Raw genomic sequence first — 17,270 nt, 5'->3', positions numbered from 1 at the left:
CGCCCGCATGAGCGAGCAGAACAAGACAGGCAAGGTCGGCACCGGCACCAGACTGGTCGGCGCGGGGCGGCGGCGGGAATGGACCGGGCCGGTGGTCAATCCGCCGGTATGGCGGGCCAGCACGCACCTTTACGAGAACATGGCCGCGCTGGCCGAAGGGCCCCGGCGCAACGAGGACGGGCGCTTCTTCTATGGCCGGCGCGGCGCGCCGACGCAGTGGGCGCTGGCCGACGCGCTGACCGGGCTGGAGCCGGGCGCGGCCGGAACCGTCCTCTATCCCTCGGGCGTGGCGGCGATCGCGGGCACGCTGCTGACGGTGCTGCGCCCCGGCGACGTCCTGCTGATGACCGACAATGCCTATGATCCCAGCCGGGCCATGGGCAAGGGCCTGCTGGCCGACTTCGGCATCGAGACGCGCCTGTTCGATCCATTCGACCATGCGGCCTATCGCGCGCTGTTCTGCGACCGCACGCGCGCGGTGCTGCTGGAGACGCCGGGCAGCCTGACCATGGAAGTGCCCGACGTGCCCGCGCTGGCCGCGATCGCGCGCGAACACGGCGCGCTTTCGGTGCTCGACAACACCTGGGCCGGGCCGACCGGCTTTGCCGCGCTGGCCCATGGCATCGACATCACGGTGATGGCCCTGACCAAGCACGTGGGCGGCCATTCCGACCTGATGATGGGCAGCGCCAGCGCCGGGCCAGAGCTTTACGAGGCCTTGCGCAAGCGCGCGCAGGGGCTGGGCATCGTCGTTTCGCCCGATGATGCGGCGCTGGCGCTGCGCGGGCTAAGGACATTGGAATTGCGGCTGAATCGGGAAACCTCAAGTGCACTTGAGATCGCTTCGTGGCTGGCCGGACGCGATGAAATCGCCCGCGTCCTTTGCCCGATGCTGCCCGGCGCGCCCGGCCACGAGATCTGGCGGCGCGATTTTGCCGGCGGCTGCGGCCTGTTCAGCTTCGTGTTCCGCGGCGGCGACCGCGCGCGGCGTGACCGCTTCATCGACGCGCTCGAACTGTTCGGCATCGGTTATAGCTGGGGCGGCTTCGAAAGCCTGGCCGTGCCGGTCGATCCCGCGCCGCTGCGCGCCGTCATGCGCTGGCCGCCCGCCGGGCTGGAACCGGGCGACCGGCATGGCGTGCGCCTTGCCATCGGGCTGGAAGACCCGGCCGATCTGATCGTCGATATCGCGCAGGCGCTGGCGGCCGCCATGGCCGGCGGATGAGCAAGGCCAGCGACCAGCCCGTCGCGGGCGCGGAAGGCATTCGCGACGCGGTCGCCTCGCATAGCCAGACGATGGGCGGCGTGGTCGATACGCTGGACCGGCTGGCCTTGCAGGTGGGCCACACGCGGGTCTCGGTGTGGGACATGATCGTGCTGGTCCTGGTGGTGGTCGCGGTCATCGCCATCGCCTGGTCCGTCAGCAAGCTGGCCAACCGGCTGCTGCGCCGCATGACCCGCCTGGACGATACCCAGAAGCTGCTGGCCGAAAAGCTCATCAGCCTGCTGGTCTGGGCGATCGCCATCCTGGTCGGCATCGACGTGCTGGGCATCGACCTGACCGCGCTGACGGTGTTTTCCGGCGCCTTCGGCCTTGCCATCGGCTTCGGCCTGCAGAAGACCTTCGGCAACCTGATCGCCGGGATCATCCTGCTGCTCGACAAGTCGATCAAGCCCGGCGACGTGATCGCCATCGCCGACCAGAGCGGGCAATCCACGTTCGGCCAGATTCGCAAGATCGGCATCCGCGCCGTCTCGCTCACCACGCGCGACCAGAAGGAATACCTGATCCCCAACGAGAACCTGATGGTCAATCAGGTGGAGAACTGGTCCTATTCCTCGCGCAACGTGCGGATGCAGGTGCCGGTGGGGATCAGCTACCACGCCGATATCGAGAAGGCCGAAGAGCTGATGCTGGAAGCCGCCCGATCGGTGCAGCGCGTGCTCAAGGCCCCGCCGCCGACGGTCTGGCTCGATTCCTATGGCGACAATGCGATCCGGTTCGTGATCCACTGCTGGATCACCGATCCCGAGGAAGGCATCGGCAACGTGCGGTCCGACGTGCTGAAAAAGCTGTGGTGGCTGTTCAAGGAACACGGCATCGAGATCCCCTTCCCCCAGCGCGATCTCAACTTGCGCGACAGCGCGGCCTGGCGCGAGCTGGTGGATGCGCTGCGCCAGCCGGCGGCGAACGCGCCGCTGCGCGATCCTTCCGAGTAGGCCGCGCGACTAGCGCGGCACATTTCAAATCATTTCCGGCATCGCCGGCCGATTGACCTGGCGGCCCGCGAGTGAGACCGAACCGGAAAGGCGCGGCCGCCAGACAAGAGAGCCGCGTATCGCGCGGCCGGCGGGCAAGGCCGTCCGCGCGGCAGGACGAGAGGATCGATACCAGGTGCGCCGACCCTTTACCCCGCGCTTCGCGGCATACGTGGCGGCGATCTTCGTGCTGCTCGGGCTCGTGCAGCTGGTCGGCAGCCTGCTGTTCTATCAGGCGATCGACCGCCAGTCGCTGAGCGACGACCATGCCCGCCGCGTGGCCGAGCTGCTGGTGGTGAGCGACAGGGTCCACGCGATCGATCCGGCTCTCACCGCCTTCACCATGAGCACGCGCCACCTCGCCGCCGATGTGGCCCCAGCGCCCGCGGTGCGCGCGCCGGCCCGGATCGCGACGCTGGAGCGGATCGCCCACCGGATCGTCGAGTGGGAGCCGAGCCTGGCGAACCGCTCGCTGCGCCTGGCCACGCGCCATGCCGCCGATGGCAAGCAGGATCTCGTCGGCTCGATCCGGCTGGCGAACGGGACCTGGCTGAACTTCCGCTCGCGCGACATCTCGTCGATGTGGCCTGTCGCGCTGCGGGCCACCGTGCTGACGCTGGGCACCACGATCATCCTCATCGGCATCGGTCTGGCCGCGCTGCACATCCTGGCCCGGCCGCTGCGCCGGCTGACCGACGCGGCCGAAGCGATCGGGCAAGGCAGGCGCGTCGCGATCAGCGAGGGCGGCTCGAACGACCTGCGCAATCTGGCGCACGCGATGAACGTGATGCAGGACCGGATCGAGCGGCTGCTGCAGGATCAGGCCCGGTCCTTCGAAGCCATCAGCCACGATCTGCGCACGCCGCTTTCGCGCCAGAAGATCGCCGCCGAACTGATCGGGGACGAGGAACTGGCGCAGATCGTCCTGTCGAGCGTGGAGGAGATGGAAGCCCTGCTGGCCTCGCTCCAGCGCTTCCTGCGGGCCCAGCACCTGACCGCGAGCGCAGAGACTATCGAGCTGAACCCGTTCGTGCGCGAAGTGCTCGCCCCCTTCGGCGACCGGGCCCGGCTGATCGAGGGGAAGGAAGGCAGAGTGCGCACCTTCCCCGAGCCGCTGTCGCTGGCGCTGGCCGCGCTCGTCGAAAACGCGATCCAGTTCGGCGACGAAGCCCGCGTGACGATACACGGCGGCAAGGCCGGCTGGACGATCGCGGTGGCGGACGCCGGCCCCGGCATCCCGCCGCGCTATTTCGATGCCGTCCTGGACCCGTTCTTCCGCCTGGACGAAGCCCGCGCGCGCGACACCAAGGGCTTCGGGCTGGGCATTCCCACGGCCCACCGCCTGATGATGCGCTTCAACGGCCACCTTTCGTTCGCGAACGCCGGCGACGGCAGCCTGATCGCCTGCCTGCGCGTGCCCGAGACGGTGGAAGCATAAGCGCCGGTTCGGCCTCGCCGAATTCGTCCCTAAAGCTCCGCTTACCCCCCGCGAAGCCATTCTGGCTGGAAGTTCGCGGCCGCCGAAGGCATCTGGGCGGCCATGCAACAGCGCTCATCCTCCATCGGCACCGTCCATCTGGTCGGCGCCGGCCCCGGCGATCCCGACCTGCTGACATTGCGCGCGGCGCGGCTGATCATGGCCGCTTCGCTGATCGTGCATGACGGGCTGGTCGATCCCTCGATCCTGGCGATGGCGCATCCCGGCGCGCGCCTGATCTCGGTGGCCAAGAGCCGTTCGCGCCACACCATGGCGCAGGAAGCGATCAACGCCCTGCTGGTGCGCGAGGCGCTGGCCGGCAACGATGTGGTGCGCCTGAAGGGCGGCGATCCGTTCATCTTCGGCCGGGGCGGCGAGGAAGCCGAAGCCTGCCGCGCGGCGGGCGTGCCGGTGCGGGTGGTGCCCGGCATCTCTTCCGCGCTGGGCGCGGCGGCGGCGGCGCAAGTGCCGCTGACGCACCGCGACCATGCCTCGATCGTCTCGTTCGTCGCCGGCCAGTGCAAGGGCCTGGCCGAGCAGGACTGGGCCGGGCTGGCCGGCAAGGGCCGCACGCTGGTGATCTTCATGGGCATCGCCACCTCCGCCGCCATCGCCGAAAAGCTGATGGCCGACGGGCTGGCGCCCGACGCGCCGGTCGCCGTGATCGAAAATGCCACGCGCCACGGTATGCGCGTGCTGCGCTGCCCGCTTGCAGGCTTGCCCGATCTGATCCAGGGGGCGCGCGTCAAGAGCCCGGCGCTCATCGTCATCGGCGATGTCGCGGCCGAGCCCGACAACACCATTCGCGAACTGGCGCTGGAGGCTGTGAAGTGAAGATCCTGACAGGCAACGACCTGAAGACCGGCGCGGTCGTCTGGTGGGACGGCGAAGGCTGGTCGCTCCATGTCGAGCAGGCAGCCGACGTGACCGATGCCGGCGCCGACCTGATCGCGCGCGAGGAAGCGGCCCGCCGCGTCGTGGGCGCCTATGTGATCGATGGCCAGAACACGGCCGATGGCGTGCGTCCCGCGCACATCAAGGATCGCATCCGCGCGCTGGGCCCCACGGTGCGCCCGGACCTGACGCTCAAGCCCGCCGACCCGCAAGCCATTGACTGGGTGATCTGATGTACAAGTATGACCGATACGACCAGGAAATGGTCGATGCCCGCGTGGCGGAATTCCGCGACCAGGTGCGCCGCCGGCTCGACGGCAGCCTGACCGAGGACCAGTTCCGCCCGCTGCGGCTGCAGAACGGCCTCTACCTGCAGCTTCACGCCTATATGCTGCGCGTCGCGGTGCCTTATGGCACGCTGTCGAGCGCGCAGATGCGGATGCTGGGCGACATCGCCGACAAGTACGATCGCGGCTATGGCCACTTCACCACCCGCCAGAACATCCAGTACAACTGGATCAAGCTGGAGGACACGCCCGACATCCTGGCCGATCTCGCCTCGGTGGAAATGCACGCGATCCAGACCAGCGGCAACTGCATCCGCAACATCAGTTCCGACCAGTACGCCGGGGCGGCGGCCGACGAGATCGTCGATCCGCGCCCTTATGCCGAGCTGCTGCGCCAGTGGTCGAGCTTCCACCCCGAATTCCTCACCCTGCCGCGCAAGTTCAAGATCGCGGTGATCGCCAGCGAGACCGACCGCGCGGCGATGAAGCTGCATGATATCGGTATCAGGCTGGTGCGGAACGACGCGGGCGAGATCGGCGCGCGGTTCTATGTCGGCGGCGGCATGGGCCGCACCCCGATGATCGCGCCGCTGATCCGCGACTTCGTGCCGCTGGACCAGCTCATCACTTATGCCGAGGCGTGCCTGCGCGTCTACAACCGCTATGGCCGGCGCGACAACAAGTACAAGGCGCGGATCAAGATCCTGGTCCACGAGCTGGGCCGCGAGGAATATACCCGCCAGGTCGAGGAGGAATTCGCCCACCTGCTGACGCAAGGGATCGAGCCGCCGATCGCCGAGTTGGAGCGGATCAAGCTCTATTTCACCGACCCCGCGTTCGAGGCGGGCCTGCCGGACGATCTCGACCTGTCCGATCCCGACTTCCGCCTCTGGGTGGAGCGCAACACGCAGGCGCACCGCCAGCCGGGCTATGCCATCGCGACCGTCAGCCTGAAGCCGGTGGGCGGCATTCCGGGCGATGCCTCGGCCGACCAGATCCGGCTCATGGCCGATCTGGCGCGCGACTATTCGTTCGACGAGCTGCGCGTCACCCATGCGCAGAACATCGTCTATCCGCATGTGCGCAAGGCCGATCTCTACACGCTGTGGCGCAAGCTGGACGAAGCGGGGCTGGGCACTGCCAATCTTGACCGGATCGGCGATATCATCGCCTGCCCCGGCCTCGATTATTGCAGCCTGGCCAATGCGCGCTCGATCCCGGTGGCGCAGCGGATATCCGAACTGTTCGCCGCGCCGGAAAAGCAGGCGGCGATCGGTGAGCTGAAGCTCAAGATCTCGGGCTGCATCAATGCCTGCGGCCACCACCACGCCGGCCACATCGGCATCCTGGGGGTCGATCGCAAGGGCGTGGAGAACTACCAGCTCCTGCTTGGCGGATCGGAAGGCGCGGACACCTCGCTGGGCACGATCACCGGGCCCGGCTTCGACGAGGCCGGCATCGTCAACGCGGTCGAAAAGGCCACCGAAGTCTATCTGGCCAACAAGCAGGGCGAGGAACGCTTCCTCGATACCTATCACCGCATCGGCATGGCCCCGTTCAAGGAGGCGCTCTATGGTTGATGTCCAGTTCCGCTTTCGCGACGATGACGCCGTCAACGATCCCGCCGTCACGGTCGATTCCTTCGCCCAGCAGTCGAACGCATCGGCCGTGCGGATCGAGCCCGGCGACGATGCGCGCGACCTGCTGCCTTATCTTGACCGGCTGCGCCTGATCGAGGTGAACTTTCCCGTCTGGACCGACGGGCGCGGCTATTCCGCCGCCCGGGTGCTGCGCGAGGCGGGCTATGATGGCGAGCTGCGCGCGGTGGGCGACGTGCTGATCGACCAGCTCGCGCTGTTGCGCCGCTGCGGCTTCGATGCCTTCGCGCCGGAACGGCCGCTCGATCCGGCCGACGCCGAGGCGGCGTTCACCCGCTGGCACAACGTCTATCAGGCGACCGTCGATGGCCGCCCGCCGATCTGGGCCAAGCGCCACCAGGGATAAAGCCATGCTCGAATCACGCCGCGCCGAAGAACGCATCCGCGACCGCATCGACACCGGCCCCCGCTTCAGCGAGGCCGATGCCGTGCGGCTCAACCGGCTGTTCCGGGGCACCGACACGCTCGAAATGCTCGAAACGCTGCTGCAGGAACGCATGGCCGGCGATGTCGCGATCGTTTCCAGCTTCGGCGCCGAAAGCGCGGTGCTGCTGCATCTGGTCAGCCGCGTCGATCCGGCCGTGCCGGTGCTGTTCCTCGAAACCGGCAAGCACTTTCCCGAAACGCTGGCCTATCGCGACCTGCTGGTCGAGCGCCTGGGGCTGACCGGCCTGCACAACCTCACGCCCGATCCCGCCGAACTGGCGAAGAAGGACGAAAGCGGCTTGCGCTGGTCCTACGATCCCGACGGCTGCTGCGAGATTCGCAAGGTGAAGCCGCTGGCGCGCGCGCTCGCCGGGTTCGATGCCGCCTTCACCGGGCGCAAGGCGTTCCAGGCATCGACCCGGTCAAGCCTGCCGCGCTTCGAGATCGACATGACCGACGCGCAAGGCCGGCTCAAGATCAACCCGCTGATCGACTGGTCGCCCGAACGCATTGCCGCCTATATCGCCGAGCATGACCTGCCGCCGCATCCGCTGGTGGCCGAAGGCTATCCCTCGATCGGCTGCTCGCCCTGCACCAGCAAGGTCGCGCCGGGCGAAGACCCCCGCTCGGGCCGCTGGAAGGGCTGGGACAAGGTCGAATGCGGCATCCACGTACCCGGACAGGACGATGGCACGCCGCCGGGCTACGATCCGGTGTTCTGAGAGTTTGTTTGGAAATGCGCGGAAAAGCGCATTTCTCATCATACTTTAAAACATTCGCAGCCTAGCGGCCCGCGCTTTTCGCTTCGTCCTTCGCCGCATCCTTGCTCGCATCCCACGCCTTCTGGCCATTGATCCAGGTTTCCAGCACACGCGTCTGGCGCAGGGTTTCGGGCGTGGCGGTGGTGGGATCGCGATCGACGAACAGGAAATCCGCGCGCATCCCCCTGGCGAGCCGGCCCAGCCGATCCTCGGCGAACATCGCATAGGCCGCGCCGGTGGTATAGGCGGCCAGCGCCTGTGGCAGCGTCAGCCGTTCCTGCGGCTGCCAGCCGCCCGCCGGCTGGCCATCCGCGCCTTGCCGGCTGATCGCCACGGCCAGGCCCACGAACGGCGCGGGCGGCTCGACCGGGGTGTCCGAGCCGAAAGCCAGCGTCGTCCCGCTCGCCGCCAGCGATTTCCACGCATAGGCCCCGGCCAGCCGGTCCGGCCCCAGCCGCGCCTCGGCCATGATCCGGTCAGAGGCTTCATGCTGCGGCTGCATCGAGGCGATCACGCCATGCTGGCCGAAGCGCGCGATATCGGCGGGATCGACGATCTGCGCGTGCTCGATCCGCCAGCGCCGATCGCCGGTATACGTGTGCGACAGCTCGTCGATCGCGCTCAGCACGGCGGCATTGGCCTTGTCGCCGATGGCATGGACGGCAACCTGGAAACGGTCGATCGCGGCGCGGCTCATCAGGTTTCCCAGCTTGGTGTCGCTCATCGTCGGCAGACCGGTGGTGCCGGGCGCGTCGGCGTAAGAGGACTTGAGCCAGGCCCCGCTCGAACCGAGCGCGCCATCAAGGTACAGCTTCACTCCGGCCAGCTTCAACCGATCGTCATAGAGCCAGGGCGATGGACCGGGCCCGCCAATCAGCGCCATGTCATCGACGCCGGCCGCATAGGAAACGATGCGCACGCGCAAGTTGCCCAGATCGGCGGCGCGGCGGAAGGCCTGCCAGGCCTCGATCGTCGTGCCCATGTCGGCCACGGCGGTGACGCCGTTCTTCAGGAACACGAGCTGCGCCTCGGCAAAGGCAGTATCGAGATCGGACGCGCGCGGCGGCGGCACCTTGCCTGCGACCAGCGGCACCGCGCCATCCACCAGCACGCCCGCCGGCGCCTTGCCGCCATCCCGGCGCACGATCTGCCCGCCGGCCGGATCGGCCGTGGCGGCGCTGATGCCGGCGGCGGCAAGCGCGGCGCTGTTCGCCCAGCCGGCATGGCCATCGACGCGGGTGAGCCAGGCGGGGCGCCCGCCGGTGGCCTGGTCCAGTTCGGCGGCGGTCGGCATCCGGCCAAGCCCCCAGTCCACCTGGTTCCAGCCGCCGCCCAGCAGCCAGGGCACATCGGGATGCGCGGCGGCATAGGCGGCGATCCGCGCCAGCGCCTCGTCGAGCGATTTCGTGCCCGAAAGATCCAGCGTCATCCGCGCGAAACCAGTGCCCATGACATGGACATGCGCGTCGATCATGCCCGGCACCAGCACGCGGCCCTTGCCGTCCAGCTTGTAGGCGACGCGTTCGGGCGGCTTCTCGCCCTTGTGATAGACCTCCCGGATCCTGCCGTCCTCACCGATCAGCAGCGCTTCGAAGCGCTCCAGCCCGCCCTTGCCGTCCGGCGTGATGCCGGCGACGTTCTCGATCAGCGTGCCCGCAGGCGGCGTATTGTCCTTCTTCCTCGCCCAGGCCGGCTGGCCCGTGCAGGCCAGCGCCAGCGCCGCGGCGATGGCCGCGACCGAACCGCGCCTCACTTGCCGCCTTTCCGGGGCAATCGCTTGATGATCGCGCTGGTATCCAGTCGCCCGCCGCCCATGGCCTGAACCTCGGCGAAGAACTGGTCGATCAGCGCGGCGACCGGCAGCGACACGCCCAGCCCGCGCCCTTCTTCAAGGCTGAGGCCCAGATCCTTGCGCATCCAGTCCACCGCGAAGCCGAAATCGAACCGGTCCTCGTTCATCGATTGCCAGCGGTTGTCCATCTGCCAGGATTGCGCCGCCCCGCCCGAGATCGCTTCATAGACCTTGTCCATATCCAGGTGCGAGGCTTGCGCGAAGCGCACCGCCTCGGCCAGCGCGGCGACATTGCCGGCGATGCAGATCTGGCAGGCCATCTTGGTGATCTGCCCCGCGCCGGCCTTGCCGACATGGACGATGCGCTGCGAATAGGCCTGCATCACCGGGCGCGCCGCCTCGATCGCGTCCTTGCGCCCGCCGCACATCAGCGTGAGCGTGCCCTTCTGCGCGCCGATCTGCGATCCGGTCATCGGCGCGTCGACGCAGTGCACCTGCAAGTCGCGCGCCTCGACCGAGATCTGCCGGGCGATGCGCGCGGAAACGGTGGTATGGTCGATGAAGGTGCCCCCCTGGCGCAGCGTCTTGAACACGCCGCTGGGGCCCAGCACGACATCGGCCAGATCATCGTCGTTGCCCACGCAAGTGATGACGAATTCGGCGCCTTCGGCCGCGTCCGCTGGGCTGGTCGCCACCCGTGCCGCCAGGCCCGGATTCGCTTCCAGCCAGCGCCCGGCCCGATCGGGCGAACGGTTGTAGACGGTCAGTTCGTGTCCGGCCTCGCCGATGTGGCGGGCGATCTCCCCTCCCATCACCCCGAGGCCGAGGAAGGATACCTTGCGCTTTTCGCTCATGCCCGCCGCTATAGCCGGGGATGCGGCAAAGCTGAACCGATTACGGCGCGCGCTTCCAATCCGCGCCGCTTTCCGTTACGCGCGGGCGCCATGGACCAGCCAATGCTCAAGCCCGCCGAGGAGGCCCCGCAAGCCTTGCTCACCGCCGATGACGTGCACGCGGCGGCCCGGCGAATTGGCGGCGCGGTGGTGCGCACGCCCACGCTGTACAGCCGCACGCTGAGCGGGATCGCCGGCGCCGACATCTGGCTGAAGTTCGAGAACCTGCAATTCACCGCCTCCTACAAGGAACGCGGCGCGCTCAACGCCATGCTGCAGCTGGACGGAGACCGGGCCAGCCGGGGCGTGATCGCCGCCTCGGCCGGCAACCATGCGCAGGGCCTGTCGTATCACGGCACGCGGCTGGGCATCCCGGTGACGATCGTCATGCCCAGGACGACGCCGATGGTGAAAGTGATGCAGACCGAAAGCGTGGGCGGCACCGTCGTGCTCGAAGGCGAGACTTTCGACGAGGCCTATGCCCATGCCCGCCGGCTGGAGATCGAACTGGGGCTGACTTTCGTGCATCCTTTCGATGATCCGCATGTCGCCGCCGGGCAAGGCACGGTCGCGCTCGAAATGCTGGAGGACGTGCCCGAGATCGATACGCTGGCGATCCCCGTGGGCGGCGGCGGGCTGGCATCGGGCATGGGCACGATCGCGCGCGCCATCCGCCCGGACGTGCGGCTGGTGGGGGTGGAGGCCGAACTGTTCCCCTCGATGTACAACCTGCTCAAGCACGAAAGCCTGCCGGTGGGCGGCGACACGCTGGCCGAAGGCATCGCCGTGGCCGAGCCGGGCAAGTTCACCTCGCGCGTGCTGGGCGGGCTGCTCGACGATTTCGTGCTGGCGAGCGAGGCCGAGCTGGAATCATCGGTGGCGCTGCTGCTGCAGATCGAAAAGACCGTGGTGGAAGGCGCGGGTGCGGCCGGGCTTGCCGCGGTGCTGGCGCATCGCGCGCTGTTCGCGGGGCGCAAGGTGGGCATCGTCCTGACCGGCGGCAACATTGACACGCGCCTGCTGGCGAACGTGCTGCTGCGCGATCTCGCCCGATCGGGCCGCCTCGCCCGCCTGCGTATCCACCTGCAGGACCGCGCCGGCGCGCTCTACAAGGTGGCCAAGCTGTTCCACGAGCACAACGTCAACATCATCGAAGTCTGGCACCAGCGCATCTTCACGCACTTGCCGGCCAAGGGCCTTGTCACCGACATCGAGTGCGAGGCGCGTGACCGCGAGCAGCTCGAAGCACTGGTGGGCGCGCTGCGCGAGGCCGGCTATCAGGTCAGCCAGGTCGAGGCGAACTGAGCCGTCGGGCCGGCGGCCCTGCCCCGCGCCGCGCCGGATCTTCGCAATTACCGCCGCGTCCGGCCCATCGCGGGACAGGGCGGCGGCCAAAGCGCCACCACTGTGCAAAATAACCGTTCGTTAACCAAATTTCTTGGTTAAAACGCTTTCAACCCCGCTATGCGGCGGGCATATTCGCCTTCATTCACAAGGTTGTTCAAGGCAGCTGCAGAGGAAGAGCGCCCCCGTGACGGCTCCCGTTCGCTTTCCCCGGTTTTTCGTCACCAGCCCCGCTCCCTGTCCCTATTTGCCGGGCCGCAGCGAGCGCAAGGTGTTCACGGAACTGAAGGGCCCGCACGCGGATTCGCTGAACGATGCGCTCGGGCGGATCGGTTTCCGCCGCAGCCAGACGGTGGCGTACCGGCCGTCCTGCCTCGATTGCGCGGCCTGCATCTCGGTGCGCGTCGTCGCCAGCGAGTTCGCCCCGTCCTCCACGCAAAAGCGCAACTTGCGTCGCAACAGCGACCTGATCACCACGGTCTGCCGCCCCTGGTCCACCAGCGAGCAGTTCGAACTGCTGCGCCGCTATCTGGGCGCGCGCCATCCCGAAGGCGGGATGACGACGATGGACGAAGTCGATTTCGCCGACATGGTCGAGCATACGCCCGTCACCAGCTATGTGATCGAATATCGCGAGCCATCGGATGACGGCGTCACCCCGGGCCGCCTGGTCGGCGCCTGCCTGACCGACCGGCAATGCGATGGCCTGTCGATGATCTACAGCTTCTATGAGCCCGAGCATGAGGCGCGCGCGGGCCTGGGCAATTACATCATCCTCGATCACATCCGCCGCGCGGACGATCTGGGCCTGCCTTATGTCTACCTCGGCTACTGGGTCGAGGGTTCGCCCCGGATGCAGTACAAGGTACGCTACCGCCCGCTCGAACGGCTGAGCCGGGCCGGCTGGGAACGCATTCCCGCCGCCGAGCAGGACCGCCTGATCGCCGAGACCGCGAACACGCCGCGCCCGGCCGCCGGCGATGGCCAGGGCAAGGACGGCATCAAGGCCATGGCCGACGTCTGCCGCCTGGGCGACTGACGGGCCACTTGATCTTGGATTGCGTTTGGCAATGCGCCTGCCGGCGCATGTCCCGGCGGACTCCGATTTAAAGACCCAGCGATTGCGCCACGGAGGAGGACGTGGGAACGGCCCGCTCGCCGGCCCGGCTGAGCACCGCGTCGATCGGGATGGCGATGCTGCGGCCGCCGGTGATCGCCTCGCCATTGATCACGCCCTGGATGCCGTTCGATGACGAGACGGTGATCGTGCCGTCGCCTCGGGCGAAGATCAGCACGGTGCCGCCGACAGTGCGCATCCGCACGGCATGGTCCGGGCTGGCCGCGATGGCCTCGGCCAGCGATTTCGGCGTGACGTAGCCCCGGATGATGTGGGCCTCCAGCAGTGTGGTGAGCGCGGAGAAATCGTCCGATCGGGTCAGTTCCTTGCCCTTGTCGCCCAGCCGCGCGAACGCCTCGTCATCAGGCGCGAGCAGGGTGTAGCTCGCCGGCCCGGCGAAACTGGCCTTGAGCCCGGTCTGCTTGAGCGCCTCGGCCACCGTCTGCAGGCCGTCGGCATTGTCGAGCGCGGCCGAAAGCGATGTGTTCTGCGAATGGGTCGCGACCGGCGCTTCGGTCTCCGGCTCCTTCGCGCAACCCGACAGCGCAATGCCCGCGACGACAAGCAGGGCCAGCGCGGGCTGCCAGACATTCATGCTGCGAATTCCCTCATGGCGACGATGGCGGCCCATCCCGGATTGCCCCGCAATGGCGAACTGGCCTTCCCTCGCCGAAGAACGCCCGAGGCGAAAAGACGTTCCCACGCCGCGCGCTTTTGCGTGCCCCAAAACAGGTGAGCAGCGAAAAGGGCGCCCGGATCGCTCCGGACGCCCCCTCTCGGTGATCAGTCTTGCTGGTACTTCGGCCCCTGGATCAGGAGCTGTAATACATGTCGAATTCGCAAGCCGCCGGCGTGGTCTCCCAGCGGAGCACTTCGGGCCACTTCAGTTCGAGGTAGGCCTCGATCTGGTCTTCGGTGAAGACGCCGCCTTCGAGCAGGAAGGCATGGTCGGCCTGGAGGCATTCCAGCGCTTCGCGCAGCGAACCGCAGACGGTCGGCACTTCGGCCAGTTCGGCCGGGGGCAGATCATAGAGGTTCTTGTCCATGGCTTCGCCCGGGTGGATCTTGTTCTTGATCCCGTCGAGACCGGCCATGAGCAGCGAGGCATAGCACAGGTAGGGGTTGGCCATCGCATCGGGGAAGCGGAACTCGACGCGCTTCGCCTTGTCGCCCGCGCCATAGGGGATACGGCACGAGGCGGAGCGGTTGCGGGCCGAATAGGCCAGCAGCACCGGCGCTTCATAGCCCGGCACCAGGCGCTTGTAGCTGTTGGTGGTCGGGTTGGTGAAGGCGTTCAGCGCCTTGGCGTGCTTGATGACGCCGCCGATGAAGTAGAGGCAGGTGTCCGACAGGCCGGCATAGCCGTTGCCGGCGAAAGTCGGCTTGCCTTCGTTCCAGATCGAGATGTGCGTGTGCATCCCCGATCCGTTGTCCTTCATGATCGGCTTGGGCATGAACGTGGCCGTCTTGCCATAAGCCTGCGCGACCATCCACACGACGTACTTGTAGATCTGCATACGATCGGCGGTGGTGACGAGCGTGCCGTAAGTCAGGCCCAGTTCGTGCTGCGCGGCGGCCACTTCGTGGTGGTGCTTGTCGCAGGGCAGGCCCATTTCGAGCATGGTCGAGACCATCTCGCCGCGGATGTCGGTGGCGCTGTCGACCGGCGCGACGGGGAAGTAGCCGCCCTTGGCGCGCGGGCGGTGGCCCAGGTTGCCGGTGTCGTATTCCTTGTCGGTATTGCCGGGCAGCTCGATATCGTCGAGCTTGAAGCCGTTGCCGTCGTAGCCGTCATAGAACTTCACGTCGTCGAACATGAAGAACTCGGCCTCCGGGCCGACATAGACGGTGTCACCGAAACCGGCCGACTTGACGTAGGCTTCGGCGCGCTTGGCGGTCGAGCGCGGATCGCGGGCATAGAGATCGCCGGTCGAAGGCTCGACGATGTCGCAGAACAGGATCATCATCGGCGTGGCCGAGAACGGATCGATGTAGACCGCGTCGAGATCGGGCTTGAGGATCATGTCCGACTCGTTGATCGCCTTCCAGCCCTCGATCGAGGAACCGTCGAACATCAGGCCGTCTTCCAGTTCGTCCTCACCCAGGACCGAGGACACCATGGTGAGGTGCTGCCACTTGCCCTTGGGGTCGGTGAAGCGGAGGTCAACCCATTCGATTTCCTCGTCCTTGATGCGCTTGAGGACGTCCTTTGCACTAGCCATTAGCGTTGTTCTCCAGATTTACTCTTCCGATCCCGAAAGAGGCTAGGGGTGGATGGGCAGTTCCGGGAGGCAGGCTGGCCCCCCGTGCCCGCCCGTCCCGTCATTTCCGGCTTGCGCCGGTGTCCCTCAGAGCGCGGCGTCGTCCCGCTCGCCAGTGCGGATGCGCACGGCGGTTTCGACGGGCATGACGAAGATCTTGCCGTCACCGATCCGGCCGGTCTGCGCGGCGTCGGCGATCGCCTCGACCACGCGCGGGGCCAGGGCATCGGAAACGACGACCTCAAGCTTCACCTTGGGCAGGAAATCGACCACGTATTCGGCGCCGCGGTACAGCTCGGTGTGCCCCTTCTGCCGCCCGAAGCCCTTGGCCTCCGTCACCGTGATGCCGGAAACCCCTACCTCATGAAGCGCCTCCTTCACTTCGTCGAGCTTGAACGGCTTGATGATCGCTTCGATCTTTTTCACGCTTTATCTTTTCCCTGCATATGGGTGCCCAAAGCCGCCCCCTGACGGCACGGCAACCGGATGCCTCACGCGCGATCCCATCAAGAATCGTGCCAGAGCCGATGAGTCGGTGGTAGGCCAAGTGTGCAACCGCGAAAAGACTGGAATCGCATGACTTGGCGCTTCGCCCCGCCGGCGTGCGCGAAAGACACGCGGCACGAACGCGGGAGCGGCACGGCAATCTGGCTAAATTTGAGGCATCGCCTGCCTAAATTTTGTGCTGAACCGGCTGACGGGGTCCAATTTGACCACGGCGCACGAGCACCGGGACGGATCGCCGTTCGAGGCTGGAGTTGGTTGGGAAATGCGCGGAAGAGCGCATTTCTTGGCGGCACCAGCCCACGCCCCCACCCGGCCTCCCAACGAAATGGTAATCTATGGGAGGCCGGGTGGGGGCGTGGGCTGGTGCCGCAATGCGCCGACAGGCGCATTGCCAAACCATCTCTTAAAGCCGCAGCCCCGCGGTATTGGGCAGGCCGGCCATGATATTGAGGTTCTGCACCGCCGCTCCGCTCGCGCCCTTGCCGAGATTGTCGAGCACCGCCACGAGCCGCGCCTGCGTGCCGTCGCGCGATCCGAAAACCGAAAGCTCGAGCGTATCGACCGGCGCCATCGAACGGCGCAGCAGCAGTTCGTCGGGCGCATCCTGACGCACCGTGACGATCGGGCTGCCGAGATAGGCGTCGGCCAGCGCGGCGCGCAGCACTTCGGGCGCGGCGGCATTGGGCATCGCGGCCAGCGGCAACGGCACTTCCACGATCATGCCCCGGTGTGCCGGCACCACCGCCGGCGCGAAGACCGGCACGTGCGCCAGCCCGACATGCTTCTGCATCTCGGCCACGTGCTTGTGCCCCATGCGGAGCCCATAGGCGCGATAGGCGATGTCGGCATCGCTTTCAAAACGCGCGATCAGCGACTTGCCGCCACCCGAATAGCCCGAGACCGCATGGCAGATATAAGGCCAGCCGCCCGGCAGCAGCCCGGCGCTCACCAGCGGGGCGAGCAAGGCGATGAAGCCGGTGGGATAGCAGCCGGGATTGCTCACCCGCCGCGCCTCGGCGATCGCCTTGCGGCCGATCACTTCGGGAAAGCCGTATGTCCAGCCGATCGCCGTGCGATGGGCCGAAGAGGCATCGATCACCCGGACCGAATCGTTGGCGATCATCGCCACCGCCTCGCGCGCGGCCTCGTCGGGCAGGCACAGGATGACGAAATCGGCCTGGTTCAGCGCTTCGGCCCGCGCCACCTCGTCCTTGCGCCGCTCGTCATCGAGCACCACCAGGGTGAATTCGCGGCGCCCCGCCAGCCGGTCGGCGATTTCCAGGCCAGTGGTGCCCGCCGCCCCGTCGATGAAGACCCGCGCGGTCACGATGTGATCGCCTCAAGGCCGGCCAGCGCGACATAGCCGACCGGGCCATCCTCGCCGAACTGGCCCCAGGCCCAGGCGCCGGCGATATCCAGCACATCGAACACCGATCCTTCGGGCAGCACCGCGATCACCTCCGCATCGTCATGTTCGGTGGCCAGCAGCACGGCGCCGGCCCTGGCCAGGTGGGGCATCGGCACGGCATAGTGCGGCACGAAATAGCGGCCGGCCAGCCGGATATGCGCCAGATCGCCGCGCACGGGCAAACGC

General features: G+C 67.5%; 17 protein-coding genes. 10 read left to right on the top strand and 7 right to left on the bottom strand.

Going from position 1 to position 17,270, the window contains the following annotated elements; translation table 11 throughout:
• Positions 1–7 precede the first annotated feature (7 nt).
• The 8 genes from metC (at position 8) to PYV00_RS01705 (ending at position 7,723) form a co-directional block, all read left to right on the top strand.
• Complete coding sequence (metC, locus tag PYV00_RS01740) at positions 8–1,225, top strand: cystathionine beta-lyase (protein ID WP_275226518.1); 1,218 nt, start codon at positions 8–10, stop codon at positions 1,223–1,225.
• Positions 1,222–2,220, top strand: coding sequence for a mechanosensitive ion channel family protein (locus PYV00_RS01735; protein ID WP_275226517.1), 999 nt, complete (start codon positions 1,222–1,224; stop codon positions 2,218–2,220). Before metC ends, PYV00_RS01735 begins: the two co-directional genes overlap by 4 nt.
• A gap of 175 nt (positions 2,221–2,395) precedes the next feature.
• Positions 2,396–3,697 carry an ATP-binding protein gene (locus PYV00_RS01730; RefSeq protein WP_275226516.1) on the top strand — a complete coding sequence of 434 codons (1,302 nt, stop codon included), beginning with the start codon at positions 2,396–2,398 and terminating at the stop codon, positions 3,695–3,697.
• A 102-nt stretch (positions 3,698–3,799) separates the two neighbouring features.
• Positions 3,800–4,570, top strand: a complete 771-nt coding sequence (gene cobA, locus PYV00_RS01725) for a uroporphyrinogen-III C-methyltransferase (RefSeq protein WP_275226515.1) — start codon at positions 3,800–3,802, stop codon at positions 4,568–4,570.
• Complete coding sequence (locus tag PYV00_RS01720; RefSeq protein WP_275226514.1) at positions 4,567–4,863, top strand: DUF2849 domain-containing protein; 297 nt, start codon at positions 4,567–4,569, stop codon at positions 4,861–4,863. Before cobA ends, PYV00_RS01720 begins: the two co-directional genes overlap by 4 nt.
• A complete protein-coding gene (locus PYV00_RS01715) occupies positions 4,863–6,497 on the top strand; it encodes a nitrite/sulfite reductase (RefSeq protein WP_275226513.1) in 1,635 nt (544 codons plus the stop codon). Before PYV00_RS01720 ends, PYV00_RS01715 begins: the two co-directional genes overlap by 1 nt.
• A complete protein-coding gene (locus tag PYV00_RS01710) occupies positions 6,490–6,921 on the top strand; it encodes a DUF934 domain-containing protein (protein ID WP_275226512.1) in 432 nt (143 codons plus the stop codon). The genes PYV00_RS01715 and PYV00_RS01710 overlap by 8 nt, the downstream gene beginning before the upstream one ends.
• A gap of 4 nt (positions 6,922–6,925) precedes the next feature.
• A complete protein-coding gene (locus PYV00_RS01705) occupies positions 6,926–7,723 on the top strand; it encodes a phosphoadenylyl-sulfate reductase (RefSeq protein ID WP_275226511.1) in 798 nt (265 codons plus the stop codon).
• A gap of 61 nt (positions 7,724–7,784) precedes the next feature.
• Here the strand turns inward: PYV00_RS01705 and PYV00_RS01700 are convergent, their stop codons facing one another.
• Together PYV00_RS01700 and PYV00_RS01695 are read right to left on the bottom strand one after the other, a co-directional pair.
• Positions 7,785–9,473, bottom strand: a complete 1,689-nt coding sequence (locus PYV00_RS01700) for an amidohydrolase (RefSeq protein ID WP_428981601.1) — start codon at positions 9,471–9,473, stop codon at positions 7,785–7,787.
• Positions 9,474–9,511: 38 nt separating this feature from the next.
• Positions 9,512–10,408 carry an NAD(P)-dependent oxidoreductase gene (locus PYV00_RS01695; RefSeq protein WP_275226510.1) on the bottom strand — a complete coding sequence of 299 codons (897 nt, stop codon included), beginning with the start codon at positions 10,406–10,408 and terminating at the stop codon, positions 9,512–9,514.
• Between the two features lie 90 nt (positions 10,409–10,498).
• Here PYV00_RS01695 and PYV00_RS01690 point away from each other — a divergent pair, with 90 nt between their 5' ends.
• Entirely contained in the window at positions 10,499–11,752 is a 1,254-nt protein-coding gene (locus PYV00_RS01690) for a threonine ammonia-lyase (protein WP_275226509.1), read from the top strand.
• 226 nt (positions 11,753–11,978) lie between these two features.
• Complete coding sequence (locus PYV00_RS01685; protein ID WP_275226508.1) at positions 11,979–12,830, top strand: arginyltransferase; 852 nt, start codon at positions 11,979–11,981, stop codon at positions 12,828–12,830.
• Positions 12,831–12,897: 67 nt separating this feature from the next.
• Here the strand turns inward: PYV00_RS01685 and PYV00_RS01680 are convergent, their stop codons facing one another.
• The 5 genes from PYV00_RS01680 to PYV00_RS01660 all read right to left on the bottom strand — a co-directional run bounded on the left by PYV00_RS01680 (position 12,898) and on the right by PYV00_RS01660 (position 17,260).
• Positions 12,898–13,503, bottom strand: a complete 606-nt coding sequence (locus PYV00_RS01680) for a fasciclin domain-containing protein (RefSeq protein ID WP_275226507.1) — start codon at positions 13,501–13,503, stop codon at positions 12,898–12,900.
• A 217-nt stretch (positions 13,504–13,720) separates the two neighbouring features.
• The gene (gene glnA / locus PYV00_RS01675) at positions 13,721–15,130 is read right to left on the bottom strand and encodes a type I glutamate--ammonia ligase (protein WP_275226506.1); all 1,410 of its coding nucleotides are present in this window, start codon (positions 15,128–15,130) and stop codon (positions 13,721–13,723) included.
• Between the two features lie 126 nt (positions 15,131–15,256).
• A complete protein-coding gene (locus PYV00_RS01670; protein ID WP_275226505.1) occupies positions 15,257–15,595 on the bottom strand; it encodes a P-II family nitrogen regulator in 339 nt (112 codons plus the stop codon).
• Positions 15,596–16,079: 484 nt separating this feature from the next.
• Positions 16,080–17,003 (bottom strand): N-acetyl-gamma-glutamyl-phosphate reductase, encoded by a 924-nt coding sequence (gene argC / locus PYV00_RS01665; RefSeq protein ID WP_275226504.1) that lies wholly within the window; start codon positions 17,001–17,003, stop codon positions 16,080–16,082.
• Positions 17,000–17,260, bottom strand: coding sequence for an SH3 domain-containing protein (locus PYV00_RS01660; RefSeq protein ID WP_275226503.1), 261 nt, complete (start codon positions 17,258–17,260; stop codon positions 17,000–17,002). The genes argC and PYV00_RS01660 overlap by 4 nt, the downstream gene beginning before the upstream one ends.
• Positions 17,261–17,270: the final 10 nt, after the last annotated feature.

Source organism: Novosphingobium album (ex Liu et al. 2023), assembly GCF_029076845.1.
Classification (GTDB): domain Bacteria; phylum Pseudomonadota; class Alphaproteobacteria; order Sphingomonadales; family Sphingomonadaceae; genus Novosphingobium.
This window is presented reverse-complemented; position numbering and strand designations above follow the sequence as displayed.